This window comes from Micromonospora sp. SD19, from assembly GCF_054462275.1.
The window spans coordinates 78,934-93,581 of sequence record NZ_JBTLMN010000015.1; the positions used below are offsets into that span (position 1 = coordinate 78,934).

The 14,648-nt window shown below is 71.7% G+C and carries 17 protein-coding genes; 13 read left to right on the plus strand and 4 right to left on the minus strand.

The window, feature by feature from the left end; genetic code table 11:
- Nucleotides 1-268: 268 nt before the first annotated feature.
- Nucleotides 269-1,030, minus strand: a complete 762-nt coding sequence (locus ACX27O_RS31690) for an SDR family NAD(P)-dependent oxidoreductase (protein WP_030336465.1) — start codon at nucleotides 1,028-1,030, stop codon at nucleotides 269-271.
- A gap of 99 nt (nucleotides 1,031-1,129) precedes the next feature.
- Here ACX27O_RS31690 and ACX27O_RS31695 point away from each other — a divergent pair, with 99 nt between their 5' ends.
- From ACX27O_RS31695 to era, 7 genes are all read left to right on the plus strand, one after another.
- Nucleotides 1,130-1,489, plus strand: a complete 360-nt coding sequence (locus tag ACX27O_RS31695) for a histidine triad nucleotide-binding protein (RefSeq protein WP_030336463.1) — start codon at nucleotides 1,130-1,132, stop codon at nucleotides 1,487-1,489.
- On the plus strand, nucleotides 1,486-2,874 hold the full coding sequence (locus ACX27O_RS31700; protein ID WP_458940538.1) for a serine hydrolase domain-containing protein: 1,389 nt from the start codon (nucleotides 1,486-1,488) through the stop codon (nucleotides 2,872-2,874). Before ACX27O_RS31695 ends, ACX27O_RS31700 begins: the two co-directional genes overlap by 4 nt.
- A 131-nt stretch (nucleotides 2,875-3,005) precedes the next feature.
- Nucleotides 3,006-4,064, plus strand: a complete 1,059-nt coding sequence (locus tag ACX27O_RS31705; protein ID WP_030336459.1) for a PhoH family protein — start codon at nucleotides 3,006-3,008, stop codon at nucleotides 4,062-4,064.
- Nucleotides 4,065-4,079: 15 nt separating this feature from the next.
- Complete coding sequence (gene ybeY / locus ACX27O_RS31710; RefSeq protein WP_030336457.1) at nucleotides 4,080-4,553, plus strand: rRNA maturation RNase YbeY; 474 nt, start codon at nucleotides 4,080-4,082, stop codon at nucleotides 4,551-4,553.
- Nucleotides 4,529-5,953 carry a hemolysin family protein gene (locus ACX27O_RS31715; protein ID WP_387222377.1) on the plus strand — a complete coding sequence of 475 codons (1,425 nt, stop codon included), beginning with the start codon at nucleotides 4,529-4,531 and terminating at the stop codon, nucleotides 5,951-5,953. The genes ybeY and ACX27O_RS31715 overlap by 25 nt, the downstream gene beginning before the upstream one ends.
- Nucleotides 5,946-6,332 (plus strand): hypothetical protein, encoded by a 387-nt coding sequence (locus tag ACX27O_RS31720; RefSeq protein ID WP_030336454.1) that lies wholly within the window; start codon nucleotides 5,946-5,948, stop codon nucleotides 6,330-6,332. The genes ACX27O_RS31715 and ACX27O_RS31720 overlap by 8 nt, the downstream gene beginning before the upstream one ends.
- A gap of 5 nt (nucleotides 6,333-6,337) precedes the next feature.
- Nucleotides 6,338-7,234: a GTPase Era gene (gene era, locus ACX27O_RS31725; RefSeq protein WP_156057903.1), complete on the plus strand. Its 897-nt coding sequence runs from the start codon at nucleotides 6,338-6,340 to the stop codon at nucleotides 7,232-7,234.
- Between the two features lie 31 nt (nucleotides 7,235-7,265).
- On the opposite strand, the gene ACX27O_RS31730 is transcribed toward era, so the two are convergent.
- Nucleotides 7,266-7,451, minus strand: a complete 186-nt coding sequence (locus tag ACX27O_RS31730) for a hypothetical protein (protein WP_357640661.1) — start codon at nucleotides 7,449-7,451, stop codon at nucleotides 7,266-7,268.
- Nucleotides 7,452-7,655: 204 nt separating this feature from the next.
- Here ACX27O_RS31730 and ACX27O_RS31735 point away from each other — a divergent pair, with 204 nt between their 5' ends.
- A complete protein-coding gene (locus ACX27O_RS31735; protein ID WP_458940539.1) occupies nucleotides 7,656-8,786 on the plus strand; it encodes an acyltransferase family protein in 1,131 nt (376 codons plus the stop codon).
- Here the strand turns inward: ACX27O_RS31735 and ACX27O_RS31740 are convergent.
- On the minus strand, nucleotides 8,773-9,585 hold the full coding sequence (locus tag ACX27O_RS31740; RefSeq protein WP_210859607.1) for a DUF4097 family beta strand repeat-containing protein: 813 nt from the start codon (nucleotides 9,583-9,585) through the stop codon (nucleotides 8,773-8,775). The two genes, ACX27O_RS31735 and ACX27O_RS31740, sit on opposite strands and share 14 nt — an antisense overlap.
- Before the next feature lie 102 nt (nucleotides 9,586-9,687).
- On the opposite strand from ACX27O_RS31740, the gene recO reads away from it, so the two are divergent.
- The 5 genes from recO (at nucleotide 9,688) to ACX27O_RS31765 (ending at nucleotide 12,816) form a co-directional block, all read left to right on the plus strand.
- The gene (gene recO, locus ACX27O_RS31745) at nucleotides 9,688-10,554 is read left to right on the plus strand and encodes a DNA repair protein RecO (protein WP_210859606.1); all 867 of its coding nucleotides are present in this window, start codon (nucleotides 9,688-9,690) and stop codon (nucleotides 10,552-10,554) included.
- Nucleotides 10,555-10,558: 4 nt separating this feature from the next.
- A complete protein-coding gene (locus tag ACX27O_RS31750; RefSeq protein WP_030336443.1) occupies nucleotides 10,559-11,371 on the plus strand; it encodes an isoprenyl transferase in 813 nt (270 codons plus the stop codon).
- A gap of 71 nt (nucleotides 11,372-11,442) precedes the next feature.
- Nucleotides 11,443-11,628 carry a hypothetical protein gene (locus ACX27O_RS31755; protein WP_030336441.1) on the plus strand — a complete coding sequence of 62 codons (186 nt, stop codon included), beginning with the start codon at nucleotides 11,443-11,445 and terminating at the stop codon, nucleotides 11,626-11,628.
- Between the two features lie 202 nt (nucleotides 11,629-11,830).
- Nucleotides 11,831-12,058: a hypothetical protein gene (locus tag ACX27O_RS31760; RefSeq protein ID WP_030336439.1), complete on the plus strand. Its 228-nt coding sequence runs from the start codon at nucleotides 11,831-11,833 to the stop codon at nucleotides 12,056-12,058.
- A complete protein-coding gene (locus ACX27O_RS31765) occupies nucleotides 12,055-12,816 on the plus strand; it encodes a pirin family protein (protein ID WP_030336436.1) in 762 nt (253 codons plus the stop codon). The genes ACX27O_RS31760 and ACX27O_RS31765 overlap by 4 nt, the downstream gene beginning before the upstream one ends.
- Before the next feature lie 205 nt (nucleotides 12,817-13,021).
- Here the strand turns inward: ACX27O_RS31765 and gndA are convergent, their stop codons facing one another.
- The gene (gene gndA, locus ACX27O_RS31770; protein ID WP_458940540.1) at nucleotides 13,022-14,464 is read right to left on the minus strand and encodes an NADP-dependent phosphogluconate dehydrogenase; all 1,443 of its coding nucleotides are present in this window, start codon (nucleotides 14,462-14,464) and stop codon (nucleotides 13,022-13,024) included.
- Nucleotides 14,465-14,648: the final 184 nt, after the last annotated feature.

Here is a 14,648-nt window from a genome sequence, read left to right on the forward strand (position 1 = left end):
CGCCGCCGCTCGTTGCGGCCGCTGGTGGCCCGTCGCTCGTTTCGGCCGCTGGTGTTCCGCCGCGCGCTGGCTTGTGGTCCGGCCGGATCGGAGCCGCCCGCTCGATTGAGCGTGATGCCTCTGGGTCATCACGATGACTGACAGGCATCACGCTCAATGTGGTGTTCGCCGTCGGCCCGCAGGGCCGCGGCCCACCGCCGGTCGGTCGGGGGCCGCGGCCCACCGCCGGTCCGTCGGGCGGACGCCGCAGCGGGTTCGGGTCGCGAGGTCAGCTGCGCAGGTACGAGGCGCCGTTGAGGTCGACGATCGTGCCGGAGGCCCACGTGGCCTGCGGCGAGGCCAGCCAGTGCACGGCCGCGGCGATCTCCTCCGGTTCGCCCACCCGGTCGAACGGGCTCTGCGCCCGGATGGCGGCGCCCTCCTCACCGCGCAGGTACTCGGTGACCATGTCGGTCGCCACGAACCCCGGCGCGACGGTTGCCACCGTGATGCCGTACGGCGCGAGCGCCACCGCGAGGGACTGACCCAACGCGTTCAGCCCCGCCTTGCTGGCACCGTACGCCGGTTGGTGCGGCTCGCCGCGGAACGCGCCCCGGGACGAGACGTTGACGATCCGCCCGCCGCGCTCCCGCATGTGCTGGGCGGCGCACCAGATGACGTTGCCGGCACCGGTCAGGTTGGTCTCCAGCACCTGCCGCCAGCGGTTCTGCCACTGTTCGTACGAGGCGCCGAAGACCGGGTGCGGGTCGTCGCGGTCGCCGTACGTCCCGGCGTTGTTGACCAGCACGTCCAGCCCGCCGAGCAGCTCCGCGGCCCGGTCGACCATGGCCCGGACCGCGTCCGGATCGGTGAGGTCGGCGCGGACCACCACGTGCCCGGCGCCGGGTAGCCGCGCGCGCAGCCGCTCGGCCGCGTCGGCGGAGTCGCGGTGGTGGATGGCCACCCGGTCACCGCTGGCCGCGAACGCCATTGCCACCGCGCTGCCGATCCCGCGCGAGGCCCCGGTCACGAGTACCGCCCGATCCGTCATGCCGGCCATCCTGCCTCAGCCGTTTCTATGCCGGCGAACGGGCCGGCGGCGCGGGCCGCGCCACGGCGGCACCGGCCCGTTACTCCTTACACTGCCCCGATGGGATCCGACTGCCTGTTCTGCCGCATCGTCGCCGGGGAGATCCCGGCCACCGTGGTCCGGGAGACCGACACCACGCTCGCCTTCCGTGACATCGACCCGAAGGCGCCGGTGCACGTGCTGGTCATTCCGAAGGAGCACTACGCCGACGTGGCGACGCTCGCCCAGGGTGACCCGGCGCTCGCCGCCGACGTGCTGGCGACGTCCGCCGCCGTGGCCGAGGACGAGGGCCTGCTCGGCGACGGTTTCCGGCTGATGTTCAACACCGGCGCGTACGGCGGGCAGGAGGTGTTCCACGTGCACGCGCACCTGCTCGGTGGCGCGCCGCTGGGCCCGATGCTGGCCCGGGACCTCGGGTGAGCGTGCCGGACAGCCGCGTGCACGAGCACCTGGACCGGCTCGTCCGGCGGGTGCAGGCCGACGCCCGGGTGCCGGCGGTGTCGGCGGCGCTGCACCGGGCCGACCGACCGCTCTGGACCCGTACCGTCGGCGGGACCGGCACCGACAACCCGCTGGGGCCGGGCACCCAGTTCCGGATCGGCTCGGTCACCAAGACGTTCACCGCGGTGCTGGTCCTGCAGTGCCGCGACGACGGGCTGCTGGACCTGGACGACCCGGTGGGCCGGCACCTCGACCTCCCGGCGCACGGCGAGCTGACCGTACGCCGGTTGCTGTCGCACACCGCTGGCCTGCAACGCGAGCCGTTCGGCGACGTCTGGGACAGCCTGCGCGCACCGGACGCCGACCAACTGGTCGCCGAGCTGGACCGCGCCGAGCGGGTGCTGCCGACCGGCCGCCGGTTCCACTACTCGAACCTGGGTATGGCAGTCCTCGGCCAGCTCGTCGCCCGGCTGCGGGGCGGGAGCTGGGCGCAGGCCCTCACCGAGCGGATCCTGACGCCGCTGGGGCTGACCGACACCACAGTGACCCCACGGCCGACGGCGGCCACCGGGTTCCTGGTCGACGCGTACTCCGACGAGGCGCACCCGGAACCGCCGACCGACTTCGGCGCTGTCGGCCCGGCCGCCCATTTGTGGAGCACCGCCACCGACATGGCCCGCTGGGCGGCGTTCCTGGCCGACCCCGCTGCCCTGGACCCGGCCGGCGCGGTCCTCGCCCCGGCCACCCTGGACGAGATGCGCTGGCCGTTGACCACCACCGACGAGACGCTCTGGGGCGCGGGCTTCGGGCTCGGGCTGATCCTGATCCCACAGGGGGAACGGGTGATGCACGTGGGGCACGACGGGGCGATGCCCGGCTTCCTCGCCGGGGTGTACGGCCGTCGCGGTGGTGACGGCACGGCAGGTGCGATGGGCGCCGCGGTGCTCGGCTCGTCCGGCACGGCCGCCGAACTGCTCGGCCTGCCGCACCGGCTGCTCGCGGTGGCGGTCGAGCACGACCCGGCCGAGATCGAGCCCTGGCGTCCCGGGGCGCCCGCGCCGGCGGCCCTGCGGGGTGCGCTCGGCCGTTGGTGGGGCGAGGGCAGCGAGTACGTCTTCTCCTGGCACGACGGCGCCCTGCGGGCGCGCGGGGTCGACGACCCGGCCGGACGACCGCCGGCGATCTTCACCCCGTTGGCGGACCAGCCGGACGTGTTCCGGGTGGTCTCCGGTCGGGAGGCCGGTGAGCTGCTGCGACTGACCCGGGACGAGGCCGGCGTGGTGGTCCGGATGCACTGGGCGACGTACCGGTTCACCCGCCACCAGGAGACCTTCGACCGGTACGACTTCCGGGCCGGGGGTTGATCGCGGCCAGCGGAAATGGGCGCGATGCGGCCCGTGTTGAACCGATACGATGGGTGTAACGTCCGCACGCCAGGCCAGCAGGCCGGCGCCGAGATCGAGAGCAGGTGGCGCAGGGCCCTTCGGCCCGACCTATGACCGGCACCCCACCTCCCGGCCCGCCCCGGGTGCAGACCAGGATCACCGTGCCCGACCCGAAGATCATGGTGAATCTGCTCGGCGCGGGCGACGAGATCCTCCGACTCGTCGAACGCTCGGTCACCAGTGACGTGCACGTCCGCGGCAACGAGATCACCATCACCGGTGACCCCGCGGACAACGCTCTCGCCGAGCGGGTCTTCAGCGAGCTCCTCGAACTCATCGAGAAAGGCGAGACCCTGACCACTGACGCCGTCCGGCGTACCGTCGGCATGCTCGAGCAGGGCAGCGCCGAGCGGCCCGCCGAGGTTCTGACGCTCAACATCCTCTCCCGGCGCGGGCGCACCATCCGCCCCAAGACGCTCGGGCAGAAGCGGTACGTCGACGCGATCGACACCCACACCATCGTCTTCGGCATCGGCCCGGCCGGCACCGGCAAGACCTACCTGGCGATGGCGAAGGCCGTCCAGGCGTTGCAGGCCAAGCAGGTCAACCGGATCATCCTCACCCGTCCGGCGGTCGAGGCGGGCGAGCGGCTGGGCTTCCTGCCCGGCACGCTCAACGAGAAGATCGACCCTTACCTTCGCCCGCTCTACGACGCGCTGCACGACATGCTCGACCCGGAGACGATCCCGAAGCTGATGGCCGCCGGCACGATCGAGGTCGCGCCGCTGGCCTACATGCGGGGCCGCACGCTCAACGACGCGTTCATCATCCTGGACGAGGCGCAGAACACCACGCCCGAGCAGATGAAGATGTTCCTCACCCGGCTCGGCTTCAACTCGAAGATCGTCGTGACCGGTGACATCACCCAGGTGGACCTTCCCGGCGGGACGAGCAGCGGCCTGCGGGTGGTCCGGGAGATCCTGGAAAACGTCGACGACGTGCACTTCTCGCAGCTGTCCAGCTCCGACGTGGTCCGCCACCGGCTGGTCGGCGAGATCGTCGACGCGTACGCCCGCTGGGACGCCGAGCGGGAGAATCAGCAGGCGCAGGGCGTTCACGCCGTGCCTGGGCGACCCGCCCAGGGCGGCCGGGCCGGCCGCCGCCGCTAAAGCAGAGGAAAGCAGTTGTCCATCGAGATCGCCAACGAGTCCGGTGTCGACGTCGACACCGACGCCGTGCTCGCCGTCGCCCGGCACGCCCTCGACGAGATGGGGGTCAACCCCCTCGCCGAGCTGTCAGTGCTGCTGGTCGACATCGACTACATGACCGAGCTGAACCACCGCTGGATGGGTGGCGACGGCCCGACCGACGTGCTCGCCTTCCCCATGGACGAGGGCAGCGTCGACCACGGCCCGGGTGAGTCCGCACCGGCCGGCGGCGAGCCCGCACTGCTCGGCGACATCGTGCTCTGCCCCGAGGTGGCGGCCAAGCAGGCGGCGACCGCCGGGCACGCGTCGGCCGACGAGCTGCACCTGCTCACCGTGCACGGGGTGCTGCACCTGCTCGGTTACGACCACGCCGAGCCGGAGGAGGAGCGGGAGATGTTCGCGCTCCAGGCTCGGCTGCTGGCGAGCTGGCGGTCGACCCGCACCCAGTGATGTCAACTCCTCCGTTACTGGCGGCCGGCGCCACCGCCGGCCTTCCCGACTTCCAGCTGATCGTCTTCGCGGCCGGCCTGGTGGTGCTGGCCGGCCTGATCGCGATGACCGAGGCGGCCCTCGCCGCCGTCTCACCCGCCCGCGCCGCCGAGCTGGCCCGCGACGGTGTGCGCGGCGCCCGTACCCTCCAGGTCGTCGCCGGCGACGTGGTCCGGCACCTCAACCTGCTCCTGCTGTTGCGGCTGCTCGCCGAGCTGACCGCCACCACGCTGGTGGCGCTCGTCGCGGTGGACAGCTTGGGCGCCGGCTGGTGGGCCGCGCTGGTGACCGCCGGTGCGATGACAGTGGTCAGCTTCGTGGTCGTGGGCGTCGCCCCGCGCACCCTCGGCCGGCAGCACGCCTACGCCGTGGGTCGTGCGGTGGCGCCGCTGGTCCGTTGGTTGGGCCGGGCGCTCAACCCGCTCGCGTCGTTGCTGATCCTGATCGGCAACGCGGTCACCCCGGGGCGCGGCTTCCGGGAGGGCCCGTTCGCCTCCCAGGTGGAGCTGCGGGAACTGGTCGACCTGGCCGAGCAACGCGGCGTGGTCGAGCACGGCGAGCGCCAGATGATCCACTCCGTCTTCGCGCTCGGCGACACCATCGCCCGCGAGGTGATGGTGCCGCGTACGGAGATGGTGTGGATCGAGGAGGGCAAGACGCTCGCGCAGGCGCTGGCGCTGTTCCTGCGCTCTGGCTTCTCCCGCATCCCGGTGATCGGCGAGAGCGTCGACGACGTGCTGGGCGTGCTCTACCTCAAGGACCTGATCCGGCGCTCCCGCGGCGGAGACCCGGGAGCCGAGCAGTTGCCGGTGGCCGAGCTGATGCGCCCGGCGACCTTCGTACCGGAGTCCAAGCCGGTCGACGACCTGCTGTCCGAGATGCAGGCGGCCCGCAACCACCTGGTCATCGTGGTCGACGAGTACGGCGGCACCGGCGGTCTGGTCACCATCGAGGACATCCTGGAGGAAATCGTCGGTGAGATCACCGACGAGTACGATGTCGAGCGCCCGCCTGTCGAACGGCTGGGGGACTCCTCGGTGCGGGTGACCGCCCGCCTGCCGGTGGAGAATCTCGGCGAGATGTTCGACACCGACCTGCCCACCGACGAGGTGGAGACGGTTGGCGGCCTGCTCGCCCAGTCCCTGGGGCGGGTGCCGATCCCGGGTGCCGAGGCCGAGGTCGCCGGCCTCCGCCTGGTCGCCGAGGGCACCACCGGCCGGCGCAACCGGATCGACACCGTGCTGGTCAGCCGGGTGGAGCCGGGCCACGAGCAGGACACCGCGGGGCGCGGCGAGCACGCCGGCCCCGGGGACGACACGGACAACTACCGAGACGACGAGAGGCAACCCGCCGATGCCTGACACACCCGCCGCGCCTGTCGCCCGGCCCACCCCCACCGCGTCGGGCGCGCTGAGCGCCGAGGACGGCAAGCTCGTCGTCCTGGCCCGGGGAGCCCGCGCCCGGGTCGGTGCCGTGGAGGGTGCCGCGGTCCGCGACCAGGACGGCCGGACGTACGCGGCGGCAAGTGTCGCGCTGCCGTCGCTGACGCTCACCGCGTTGCAGTTGGCTGTCGCTTCGGCGGTGGCGGCCGGGGCTAGCCGGTTGGAGGCAGCGGTGGTGGTGACCGAGGCGTCGACGCTGGACGGTGCCGGGCACGCGGCGGTGCGGGACCTCGCGGCCGACGCGCCGGTCCACGTGGCCGCTCCGGACGGCACGGTGCTCGGCACGGTGACCGAGTGAGCCCGGTGCAGGATCCGCAGGCGCGACCGTACCGGGCCGGGTTCGGCTGCTTCGTCGGTCGTCCCAACGCTGGCAAGTCGACGCTCACCAACGCCATCGTCGGCACCAAGATCGCCATCACCTCGAACAAGCCGCAGACCACCCGGCACGTCATCCGGGCGGTGCTGCACCGCCCGGAGTCGCAGCTGGTCCTCGTCGACACGCCGGGCCTGCACCGCCCCCGTACGCTGCTCGGTGAACGTCTCAACGACCTGGTCCGGTCCACCTGGACCGAGGTCGACGTGATCGGCCTGTGCATCCCGGCCGACGAGCCGGTCGGGCGCGGTGACCGGTTCATCACCGGTGAGCTGGCCGGGTTGAAGGCGACAGTGCTGGCGGTGGTGACCAAGACCGACCTGGTGGACAAGCGTCGCCTGGCGGAGCAGCTGCTAGCGGTCAGCGAGATGGGGGAGTTCGCCGAGATCGTGCCGGTGAGCGCGGTGTCCGGGCACCAGGTGGACACCCTGGTCGACGTGATGACCAGTTACCTGCCACCGTCGCCGCAGCTCTATCCGGACGACATGCTCACCGACGACCCCGAGCAGGTGCTGGTCGCCGAGCTGATCCGGGAGGCCGCGCTGGAGGGGGTCCGCGACGAGCTGCCGCACTCCATCGCCGTGGTGGTGGAGGAGATGATCCCCGAGGGCCAGGTCATGAAGATCTACGCTGACCTGTACGTGGAGCGGCCCAGTCAGAAGGCCATCGTGCTCGGGCACAAGGCGAGTCGGCTCAAGGAGGTCGGCACCACCGCCCGCAAGCAGATCGAGGAGCTGCTGGGCAGCCGGGTCTACCTCGACCTGCACGTGCGGGTCGCGAAGGACTGGCAGCGTGACCCGAGGCAGCTGCGCAAGCTGGGTTTCTGATCCACCAGCATTCACCGGCCGGGTGATCCGGTCACCCCTCGCCCGGACGTGCGGCCCAGAAGCGGACCCGGAACCGTTCCACGCCCATGATGGGGATGGGGTGGTCCGGTCGGGCTTCGACGCGGCGCAGTTCGGCACGCTCGGTGACATCGACCCGGGCGTGGTAACGGCCCGGCGGACCGAGGGTCAGGATCGGGCTGGCCAGTGGTTCAGTCATCGTCCCTCACGGTGGTTGCGGGGCCGGCTGAGCCGCCGGCCCCGCAATCGTCGGTGTTCCGGCAGTTGGATCTCGATTAGCCAGAGGTCATTTCGGTCAGCTGGGTGGAAAGGATCACGTTTGGTCGGGGTGGTGACCGTTTCGCGCGGGCACCGCGCAGGGTAGGGGAGTTACGCCCCGCGTCCCCGACCCAGATGCAGGCTGATGCGCAACCGGTATCTCGATCTGCTCCGTTCCCTGGCCATCGTTCGAGTCGTCGTCTACCACGTCACCGGATGGGCGACCCTCACCCTCGTCTTCCCCGCCATGTCGGTGATGTTCGCGCTGGCCGGCTCGCTGATGGCCGCCTCGCTGACCCGCTCCGGGCCGGCGGCGGTCGGGCGTCGGCTGCGTCGGCTGCTGCCGTCGCTGTGGGTGGTCGCTGTGGTCTTCGTGCCAGCGATGCTGTTCACCGGGCTGCCGGTGAGCCCCCGGGTGCTGCTGTGGCTGTTCCCGGTGGCCGACCCGCCGGCCAACCACTGGGGCGCGCTGGCGCTGAGCGTCATCTGGTACCTGCGCGACTACCTGTGGTTCGTGTTCGCCTCACCGGTCGCGTTCTGGCTGTTCCGGCGTGCCCCACTGCCGACCCTGCTCGCCCCGTACCTCCTGCTGGTGATGATCGAGGTGGGGATCTACCCGGCGCCGCCGGTGCTGCGCGAGTTCGGGCTCTACTTCGGAGCGTGGCTGCTCGGCTTCGCCCACCACGCCGGGATGCTGCGCCGACTTTCCGGTTGGCTGCTGTACCCGTTGGCGCTCGCTCTCGCCGTGGGCGGCGGTGCCTGGATCGTCGGGCATCCCGGGCCGCGTGGGTACGACCTGAACGACAACCACCTCGGCAACGCCCTCTGGTCGGCCGCATTCATCCTGATCGTGCTGGGTCGGGCACCGGCCGGGGTCTCCTGGCTGAGCCGGAGCCGACTGGCCGAGCGGGCGGTCACCGTGCTCAACCGGCGCGCGCTCACCGTCTACCTCTGGCACATGCCGTTCGTGGTGGCGCTCACTCCACTGGTCGACGTGGTGGGCTGGTCCCACCAGGACCCGGTGGGCCTGGCCATCCGGGTGCTGCTGGTCTTCGCCCTGGTCGGGTTGGTCACACTGGCCGTCGGCTGGGTCGAGGACGTCGCCGCCCGCCGCCGCCCGGAGCTGATCCCCGGTGGCGCGGCGCAGCCCGCCGACGAGGCGGCCCAGCCGGGCGGCGACACGTCGGACGGTGCCGGGACGATCGGCGGTCGAGTGGTGGTGCCGGCGCAGCGGGTGGCCCGGGAGGAGGCCAGCGTCACGCTCAACGCTGGCTGATCGTGAGGTTGCCGCTGTTGGCCGAACCGTCGAGCACCAGGGACGCGGCCGGGTTGTCGGCGACGGTGACGGTCTCGTCGCCGGAGTCGGCGTTGGACCGGACCCGGTAGCTGCCCTGGGGCACCAGCAGCGTGACATCACCGCTGGAGGCGTGCACCCGGGCCGAGGCGGGCTGGTCGAGCTGGACGTCGACGTTGCCGGAGTTGGCCTCGGCGTCGACAGTGCCGGCCAGCCGGCGTGCGGTGATATCCCCGGACGAGGCACGCAACCGTACCGCCGCGGTGGCCTCGCTCACCTCGATGTTGCCCGAGCGGGCCTCCACCCCGACCGCGCCCGACGCGCCGGAGATCCGCACGTCGCCCGAGCTCACCTGCAGCTCCACCGCGCCGACCCGGCTCAGCTCGACGTTGCCGGAGCTGGTCTCGCCCTGCACCGCCACGCCCTCCGGCACCGTCACCTCGTAGGAGATGCTGCACCGCGAGCCGCAGTCGGTGTCCAGCACCAGTTCGGTGCCCTTGATCTCGTACCGGGTGTTGTCCGGTTCACCGCCCTGGTAACGCACCACCCGCTTGATCCGCACCTCGGACGCCGGGCCGGTGCCCCGCACCACCACGTCACCCGAGCCACCGGAGACCCGGACCGTGGTGATCCGGACCGCCTCGGTGTTGTCGTAGTCGAGCCGGCGGAACGACAGGTTGTCGCACCCGGCGAGCACGATGAGGGTGGCGGTGAGTCCCAGCGCGACGGGAGCGGCGACGCGACGCCGGCGGGGGGTGGTGGAGGTCAGGCGCAGTTGCATGAGCAGCACGCTACGGCCGGGCACGACTCGGCCGCATCGGGGTTCATCCGCGCTTGCACCCCGAACCAACCCTGATTTCACACCCCGAGGGAGAATGGCCCGATGGCCGGGTATCGCCGACAGCTCTACCGCGACGACGCGGTGGTGCTGCGTGTGCAGAAGCTCGGCGAGTCCGACCGGATCATCACCCTGCTCACCCGCCGGCACGGCCGGCTGCGCGCGGTGGCCCGAGGGATCCGCCGCACCACCAGCAAGTTCGGTGCCCGGCTGGAGCCGTTCGGCCACGTCGACCTCCAGCTCGCCGGTGACCCGAAGGGCAACCAGGGCAGCTCGCTGCACACCGTCAGCCAGGTCGAGGGCATCGACCTGTACGGCAAACGGTTCCTGGGTGACTATCCGCGCTACACGGCGGCCAGCGCGATCGCCGAGACCGCGGAGCGGCTGACCCCGGTGGAGCGGGAGCCGTCGCTGCGGCTGTTCCAGCTCACCGTGGGCGCCCTGAAGGCGCTGTCCCGGGGCGAGCACGCCACCACCCTGGTGCTCGACGCGTACCTGCTGCGGGGGATGTCGCTGGCCGGCTGGGCACCGGCGCTGGTCGCCTGCGCGGTCTGTGGCACGCCCGGGCGGCACCGGGCGTTCTCCGTACCGGCCGGTGGTGCGGTCTGTCCGGATTGTCGGCCACCCGGGGCGGCTCATCCCGCGCCGGCCACCATCGATCTGATGTCCGCGCTGACCACCGGCGACTGGGTGATCGCCGACGCCACCGACGCCGCCGTACGTCGGGAGTGCAGTGGGCTGGTCGCGGCTCACCTGCAGTGGCACCTGGAGCGCGCGCTACGCTCGCTGCCGCTGGTCGACCGGGGTCCCTCGGCGGCCGGCGCGGCCTCGCCGCCGGAAGGCACCGGGGCCGTGGTGCTCCGGTCACGTGGCGACGTCGAGGCCGGGGCGGACGGCGCGAACAGGGAGTGACCGAGTGATCCGATCGAAGAAGGCTGGCCGGCGCGAGCCGACCCCGCCGGTGCCACACCCGTCCGGGGCCCGCCCCCCGGCGCTGCCCGCCGAGGCGGTGCCGAGGCACGTGGCGGTGGTGATGGACGGCAACGGCCGCTGGGCCAAGGACCGCGGGCTGCCCCGCACCAAGGGGCACGAGGCGGGGGAGCACAGCCTCTTCGACACCATCGAGGGCGCCATCGAGATGGGCATCCCGTACCTGTCGGCGTACGCGTTCTCCACGGAAAACTGGCGGCGCTCGCCCGACGAGGTCCGGTTCCTGATGGGGTTCAACCGGGACGTGATCCGTCGCCGTCGTGACCAGCTGGTCGACCTCGGTGTCCGGGTGGTGTGGTCGGGCCGGTCCGGGCGGCTGTGGAAGAGCGTCATCTCCGAGCTGCAGACCGCCGAGGAGATGTCCCGCGACAACTCGACGTTGACCCTGCAGTTCTGCGTGAACTACGGCGGGCAGGCCGAGATCGGTGACGCCGCCGCCGCGATCGCGCGGGACGTGGCCGCCGGCCGGCTGGACCCGGCGAAGGTCACCGAGAAGACCGTGGCGAAGTACCTCTACCACCCGGAGGTCCCGGAGGTGGACCTGTTCCTGCGCCCCTCCGGGGAGGAGCGGATCTCCAACTTCCTGCTCTGGCAGACCGCGTACGCCGAGTTGGTCTTCCTGGACACGCTCTGGCCCGACTTCGACCGCCGCCACCTCTGGTACGCGTGCGAGTTGTACGCGCAGCGGGACCGACGCTTCGGCGGCGCGCTGCCCAACCCGGTCGCCCCGGTTATCTGAGCCGACGCGCTTACCCGCACGTCACTCTGGGTATCAGAGTCGTCAGGAGCCACTGACGGAGGTGAACCCACATGATCCAGAAGCGCATTGCCCAGTGGGCGGTGATGGCGATCGCGGTGCCGCTGGCCGCTGCCGGTGCCCGCCGGCTCAGCCACACCCTGGAGGCCCGGCGTGGTCCCTCCGGGGCGACCCGGTTGCTGACGAAGGGTGCGGACCTGATCCGTCCGCAGAAGGCCAAGCGCCGCCGCTTCTTCTGACCAACCCCCCAGCTCTCCCCGGCGCCGCCCGCACCCCGTGCGGGCGGCGCCGTCGTATCCCTCGATGGCGAGACGACGTTGCCGGCCGACGCGCGGGTGGGAAGCGGTGTGCCGAGCCGGGGTGGTGTGCTCGTTTCGGGGTCCTGCGCAAGGGCGGCGGGTAGGGTCCGGAGGTGGTGGGACGACGGCGGCGGGGGGCGAGATGCGGGATCTCCGATTCAAGATGATCATGGCGTTGAACGCCGCCGATCTGGGCGACCCGATCTGTGAGCAGGTGGCCGAGATCTGCGCCGAGATCGCCGAGCAGCACTGCGCCGAGTTCGGCCACACACCGTCGCTGCGCAGCGGTGAGATCGCCGAACTGGCCATCGGTGAGCCGGCCCTGGGCTGGGCGCCGTCGACCCCCGACGCCGGGCAGCGTGCCTGGTGACCGCACCCGCGCCCGCCGTCGACATCCGGCGGGCCGATGATCGCTTCGCCACCCGGATCTCCTGGCTGGACTCCAAGCACTCCTTCTCGTTCTCCCGGCACTACGACCCGGCCAACACCCACCACGGCCTGCTCCTGGTCAACAACGACGACGTGGTCCGGCCGGGGGCCGGCTTCGAGACCCACCCGCACCAGGACATGGAGATCGTGACCTGGGTGCTGCGCGGCTCGCTGGTGCACCAGGACTCGACCGGGCACTCCGGGGTGATCTACCCGGGTCTGGCCCAGCGGATGAGCGCCGGCACGGGCATCCTGCACTCGGAGAAGAACGACGCCTGGCGGCTGAACAACCAGGAGCCGCACAGCGACCCGGTGCACTTCGTGCAGATGTGGGTGCTCCCCGACGAGCAGGGCGTCGACCCCGGCTACGAGCAGCTGGAGATCGAGGACGAGCTGCTGCGCGGCGGTCTGGTGCCGATCGCCTCCGGGATGGACCGCTACGACGGCGCGTCCGCGATCCGCATCCGCAACCGGTACGCGACCCTGCACGCCGCCCGCCTCGCGCCCGGCGACGAGGTCACCATCCCCGACGCGCCCTATGTGCACCTCTACGTGCCCAACGGCACCGTGACGCTGGAGGGCAGCGGCCCGCTCGGCACCGGCGACGCCGCCCGGCTCACCATGACCGGTGGCCGACGGGTCACCGCCGACGAACCGGCCGAGATCCTCGTCTGGGAGATGCACGCCACGGTCGCCTGACCGCCGCCGGCTCGCGTCGCCCTCCCACGATCACGCTGGAACATGGATGTAGTGGCCTCCGCCTTCGCGGAGGCCACTACATCATGGATCCAGCACGATCATGCTGGGCGCTGGGCGCTGGGCGCTGGGCGCGCGGGGTGCCGGGCGCCCGAGGTGTCGGTCGCGCGGGGTGTCGGGCGCGCGGGGCGCCGAGGTGCTGCGCCGGCTACGCCGGGGACTCGGTGCGGTCGCCGGCCCAGGTGGTGTGGAACGAGCCGTCGTGGTCCACCCGCTGGTAGGTGTGCGCGCCGAAGTTGTCCCGCAGACCCTGGATCAGCGCCGCGGGCAGCCGCTCGGCGCGCAACGCGTCGAAGTACGCCAGCGACGACGAGAACGCGGGCGTCGGCACCCCGGCCCGGGTCGCGTCGCCCACCACCCGTCGCCAGCTCGGCACACCGGCGCTGACCGCCTCGGCGAAGTACGGGGCCACCAGCAGCGTCGGCAGGTCCGGCTGCTCGTCGTACGCCTCACGGATCCGGTTGAGGAAGCGGGCCCGGATGATGCAGCCGCCCCGCCAGATCGTCGCGGTGCCCCCGAGATCGATGTCCCAGTTGTATTCCTGGCTGCCCGCGCGGATGTGGTCGAAGCCCTGCGCGTACGCGACGATCTTGGAAGCGAGCAGCGCCCGGCGGACGTCCTCGATGAAGGTCTCCCGGTCGGTGACCTGCCACTTCTCACCCGCGTCGGGGAACGCCCGGCGGGCCGCCTCACGCTGGTCGACGTGCCCGGAGAGCGAGCGGGCGAAGGTCGCCTCGGCGATCCCGGTGATCGGGATGCCCAGGTCCAGGGCGCTCTGCACGGTCCACCGACCGGTGCCCTTCTGCTCGGCCCGGTCCTGCACGATGTCCACGAAGGAGCGGCCGGTCGTCGCGTCAGTGTGTGCCAGCACGTCGGCGGTGATCTCGATGAGGAACGACTCCAACTCGCCGTTGTTCCACTCCCGGAAGATCTCCGCGATCTCGGCCGGCGTCGCGTCCAGGCCGGCCCGGAGCAGGTCGTACGCCTCGGCGATGAGCTGCATGTCGGCGTACTCGATGCCGTTGTGCACCATCTTGACGAAGTGCCCGGCGCCGTCCGGCCCGACGTGCATGCAGCACGGCACACCGTCCACCTGGGCGGCGATCTTCTCGAACATCGGCCCGAGCTTCGCGTACGACTCGGCGGAACCGCCCGGCATGATGCTCGGCCCGCGCAGCGCGCCCTCCTCGCCGCCGGAGACGCCAGTGCCGCTGAAGTGCAGCCCCTGCGCCCGCAGCGCCTCCTCACGGCGACGGGTGTCCGCGAAGTGGGCGTTACCGCAGTCGACGATGATGTCGCCCTCGTCGAGCAGCGGCACCAACTCGTCGATCACCGCGTCGGTGGGCGCGCCGGCCTTCACCATCACGATGACAGCGCGGGGCCGCTCCAGCGACGCCACGAAATCGGCCATCGTCTCGCCCGGCACGAACGTGCCCTCGTCGCCGTGCTCGGCGACCAGGCTGCGGGTGCGCTCCGGCGAGCGGTTGTGCACTGCCACCGTGAAGCCGTTGCGAGCCAGGTTGCGAGCCACATTGCGACCCATCACCGCCAGCCCGGTCACCCCGATTTGAGCCCTCGCCTGATCAGCCATCCGTGCCGCCACCTCTCGTCACACCACTATCAGCGTTTGGAAACTTACCGTGATGTGAGCCGATACGGACCAGTGACCGACGTCGCGTTACTGCACGTGATGTGGACGATGACGCTGGCGGTTTCGACGCCCGACGATGGTCGGCGAGCCCCGCACAGGGAAACCTGTCGTCATTGCCCGCCGC

What these genes read in the sequence shown, in the direction of transcription:
- ACX27O_RS31690 (WP_030336465.1), bottom strand. Translation starts at nt 1,030, where the DNA reads ATGACGGATCGGGCGGTACTCGTGACCGGGGCCTCGCGCGGGATCGGC.
- ACX27O_RS31695 (WP_030336463.1), top strand. Translation starts at nt 1,130, where the DNA reads ATGGGATCCGACTGCCTGTTCTGCCGCATCGTCGCCGGGGAGATCCCG.
- ACX27O_RS31705 (WP_030336459.1), top strand. Translation starts at nt 3,006, where the DNA reads ATGACCGGCACCCCACCTCCCGGCCCGCCCCGGGTGCAGACCAGGATC.
- ACX27O_RS31720 (WP_030336454.1), top strand. Translation starts at nt 5,946, where the DNA reads ATGCCTGACACACCCGCCGCGCCTGTCGCCCGGCCCACCCCCACCGCG.
- ACX27O_RS31730 (WP_357640661.1), bottom strand. Translation starts at nt 7,451, where the DNA reads ATGACTGAACCACTGGCCAGCCCGATCCTGACCCTCGGTCCGCCGGGC.
- ACX27O_RS31735 (WP_458940539.1), top strand. Translation starts at nt 7,656, where the DNA reads ATGCGCAACCGGTATCTCGATCTGCTCCGTTCCCTGGCCATCGTTCGA.
- ACX27O_RS31740 (WP_210859607.1), bottom strand. Translation starts at nt 9,585, where the DNA reads ATGCAACTGCGCCTGACCTCCACCACCCCCCGCCGGCGTCGCGTCGCC.
- recO (WP_210859606.1), top strand. Translation starts at nt 9,688, where the DNA reads ATGGCCGGGTATCGCCGACAGCTCTACCGCGACGACGCGGTGGTGCTG.
- ACX27O_RS31755 (WP_030336441.1), top strand. Translation starts at nt 11,443, where the DNA reads ATGATCCAGAAGCGCATTGCCCAGTGGGCGGTGATGGCGATCGCGGTG.
- ACX27O_RS31760 (WP_030336439.1), top strand. Translation starts at nt 11,831, where the DNA reads ATGCGGGATCTCCGATTCAAGATGATCATGGCGTTGAACGCCGCCGAT.
- gndA (WP_458940540.1), bottom strand. Translation starts at nt 14,464, where the DNA reads ATGGCTGATCAGGCGAGGGCTCAAATCGGGGTGACCGGGCTGGCGGTG.